At 73.1% G+C, this 3,247-nt stretch carries 4 protein-coding genes; all 4 read left to right on the top strand.

The window, feature by feature from the left end:
* Positions 1–401, top strand: a 401-nt coding sequence (locus AB0M20_RS34210; RefSeq protein WP_364304488.1) for an MBL fold metallo-hydrolase, incomplete at its 5' end; no start/stop codon positions are given.
* Between the two features lie 84 nt (positions 402–485).
* Entirely contained in the window at positions 486–1,769 is a 1,284-nt protein-coding gene (locus AB0M20_RS34215; RefSeq protein ID WP_364304489.1) for a glycosyltransferase, read from the top strand.
* 9 nt (positions 1,770–1,778) lie between these two features.
* A complete protein-coding gene (gene rph, locus AB0M20_RS34220; RefSeq protein ID WP_364304491.1) occupies positions 1,779–2,516 on the top strand; it encodes a ribonuclease PH in 738 nt (245 codons plus the stop codon).
* Complete coding sequence (rdgB, locus tag AB0M20_RS34225) at positions 2,513–3,121, top strand: RdgB/HAM1 family non-canonical purine NTP pyrophosphatase (protein ID WP_364304492.1); 609 nt, start codon at positions 2,513–2,515, stop codon at positions 3,119–3,121. The genes rph and rdgB overlap by 4 nt, the downstream gene beginning before the upstream one ends.
* Positions 3,122–3,247 lie beyond the last annotated feature (126 nt).

Below are 3,247 nucleotides of genomic sequence, written 5' to 3' on the forward strand. Positions count from 1 at the left end.
TCCGGCTGGAGCCGGGCACCTTCCCGATCGGTCCGTTCACCGTCACGGTCGACCGGGTCAACCATCCGATCGAGACCTACGGGGTCCGCATCGAGCAGGGCGGCCACGTGCTCGCGTACTCGGCGGACACCGCGCCCTGCGACGCCCTGCTGCGCCTGGCGCAGGGCGCTGATCTTTTCCTGTGCGAGGCCAGCTACCTCGACGGGATGGAGAACCCGCCCAACATCCACTTGACCGGCGGCGAGGCGGGGGAGGCGGCGACCAAGGCGGATGTCGGGCGGCTGCTCCTGACCCATCTCGTCGCCGCGTGGGGCAGTGAGGCATCTACAGTGGATGCCGCCTGCGCGAGATTTGCGGGACCGGTTGAGGTGGTTCGGCCGGGTTCCCGCTACGATCTCTGAGCTTCCATGGCGGCTTCGCCGCTCCGCACCGTTGAACCCGATTGACGCCCTGCAGCCCCCTCGGCCCTCTTTGGAGTGCATTGCATGCGCATCGTCCGGCTGGCGAACTTCGTGTCGTCGCGATCCGGCGGTCTGCGGACCGCCCTGCGATATCTCGGTGAGGGCTACCAGCGAGCGGGGCACGAGGCGATCCTGATCATTCCCGGCCGCACGGCCTCCGACGAGGTCACCGAGCAGGGTCGAGTCATCACGCTGCCCGGCACCTCGCTGCCGCGCACCGGCGGCCATCGCGTGCTGGCCGGCCGGCGCGAGATCACCCGCCTGCTGGAGGAGCTCGAGCCCGACCGCATCGAGGTGTCCGACCGCTCCACGCTGCGCTGGACCGGCCGCTGGGCCCGGCAGAACGGCGTCGGCTCGATGATGGTGTCGCACGAGAGCCTGGCCGGCCTGCTCGGCGTCTGGGGCATGCCGCGCCGGGCGCAGCTGGCCGACCGGCTCAACCGCGCCACCGCCGAGATGTTCGACCAGATCGTCTGCACGACGGCGTTCGCCGCCGCGGAGTTCCGCCGGCTCGGCGTGCCCAACCTGGTCGAGGTTCCGCTCGGCGTCGACCTGCGCAGCTTCCACCCGGGCGCCGCCGACCCGGCCGTCCGCGCCCGCTACGCCCGCCCCGACGAGACGCTCATCGTCTACTGCAGCCGGCTGTCCGCGGACAAGCGGCCCGAGCTGGCCGTCGACACGGTCGCGGCGCTGCGCGGTGACAAGATGCCGGCGGTGCTCGCGGTGGCCGGCGACGGCTCCCGCCGGGCCGCCCTGGCCTATCGGTCGGCCCGGCTCCCGGTGCGGTTCGCCGGTCACCTCGCCGACCGGTCCGCGGTGGCGGCGCTGCTGGCCAGTGCGGACGTGCTGGTCGCGCCCGGCCCGGTGGAGACCTTCGGGCTGGCCGCGCTCGAGGCGCTGGCCTGCGGCACACCTGTGGTGGTGAACGCGGCGAGCGCGCTGCCCGAGGTGGTGGGCGAGGCCGGCGTCGCGGCGCCGGGCACGCCGGAGGGCTTCGCGGCGGGCGTACGCCAGATCATGGAGCGGCCCGAGGCCGAGCGCCGCGCCGCCGCACGGGCCCGGGCCGAGCTATTCGGCTGGCCGCAGGCCGTCGAGGGCTTCCTGCGGGCGCACGGCGTCGAGGCGCCGGCGGTCAGCCGCCAGGTCGCGCGGACGGCCGCGTCGCTGCGCCCGGCCGCGCCAGTCGGGGCCGCCGTCCGCAGCCCCGCCACCGCCCTTCACCGGACTGAAGGCAGAACCACTGGGGTCTGGGCAGCTCGCCCGGGCGCCGACGGGGCGGACGACGCGACCACACCGCGTTACGCATAAGGTGGCGGCATGGCACGTCCCGACGGCCGCGAGGCCGGCCAACTGCGTCCCGTCACCCTGACCCGCCGGTGGAGCATCCACCCCGAGGGCTCGGTGCTCGTGGAGTTCGGCAACACCCGGGTGCTGTGCACCGCCAGCGTCACCGAGGGGGTCCCGCGCTGGCGCAAGGGCTCCGGCCAGGGCTGGGTGACGGCGGAGTATGCGATGTTGCCCCGCGCCACGAACACCCGCGGCGACCGCGAGAGCGTCAAGGGCAAGGTCGGTGGGCGTACCCAGGAGATCTCCCGCCTGATCGGGCGCAGCCTGCGCGCCTGCATCGACCTGAAGGCGCTGGGTGAGAATTCCATCGTGCTGGACTGCGACGTGCTGCAGGCCGACGGCGGCACCCGCACCGCGGCGATCACCGGCGCCTACGTCGCGCTGTACGACGCGGTGACCTGGCTGGCCGGGCGCAAGAAGCTGGCCGGCACCGTCGAGAAGGTCATGCATCGGTCCATCCAGGCGGTCAGCGTCGGCATCATCGACGGCGAGGCGCGGCTGGACCTGATGTACACCGAGGACGTGGCGGCCGAGGTGGACATGAACGTGGTGTGCACCGGCGACGGCGACTTCGTCGAGGTGCAGGGCACCGGCGAGGCGAACGTGTTCCGCCGCGACCAGCTCGACGCGCTGCTCGACCTGGGCGTGCGGGGCTGCGCCGACCTCGCCGAAGCGCAGCAGCAGGCCCTGAAGGTGGATCTGTCATGAGCAGGTTGCTGCTGGCGACGGCGAACCGGAAGAAGCTGGCGGAGCTGCAGCGCATCCTCGACTCGGCGCTCGGCACCGCCCAGGTGCAGCTCGTCGGCCTGGGCGACTTCGAGGGCTACCCGGACGTCCCGGAGACCGGCTTGACCTTCGGCGAGAACGCGCTGATCAAGGCCCGGGAGGGCGCGAAGCGCACCGGGCTGCCGACGGTGGCCGACGACTCCGGGCTGGCGGTCGACGCGCTCAACGGGATGCCCGGCGTGTTCAGCGCGCGGTGGTGCGGCCGGCACGGCGACGACGAGGCCAACATCGACCTGGTACTGGCGCAGATCGGCGACGTGGCGGACGAGCAGCGCGGCGCCTCCTTCGTGTGCGCGGCCGTGCTGGTGCTGCCGAACGGCCGCGAGCACCTGGTGGAGGGCCGCCAGGCGGGCCGGATCATGCGGGAGCGGCGCGGGGACGGCGGTTTCGGGTACGACCCGATCTTCCTGGGCGACGGTCAGGAGCGCACCAACGCCGAGCTGTCGGCCGCCGAGAAGGACGCGATCAGCCACCGCGGCAAGGCGCTCCGCGAGCTAGCGAAGGTCATCGCGAAGGAGCTGAAGTAGCCGCCCCACTAGGCGAGCGTTCCGCACTCCCGCTCGATCGCGCTCCGCAGACCGCGGCTCGCGACCACCTCGCGGGCCTTCTCGATCACCGGCGCGAGGAACTCGTCCGGCCCCGGCTGCCCGCCG

The organism is Actinoplanes sp. NPDC051633 (assembly GCF_040681735.1).
Taxonomy (GTDB): Bacteria; Actinomycetota; Actinomycetes; order Mycobacteriales; family Micromonosporaceae; genus Actinoplanes.

What these genes read in the sequence shown, in the direction of transcription:
- AB0M20_RS34215 (WP_364304489.1), top strand. Translation starts at nt 486, where the DNA reads ATGCGCATCGTCCGGCTGGCGAACTTCGTGTCGTCGCGATCCGGCGGT.
- rph (WP_364304491.1), top strand. Translation starts at nt 1,779, where the DNA reads ATGGCACGTCCCGACGGCCGCGAGGCCGGCCAACTGCGTCCCGTCACC.
- rdgB (WP_364304492.1), top strand. Translation starts at nt 2,513, where the DNA reads ATGAGCAGGTTGCTGCTGGCGACGGCGAACCGGAAGAAGCTGGCGGAG.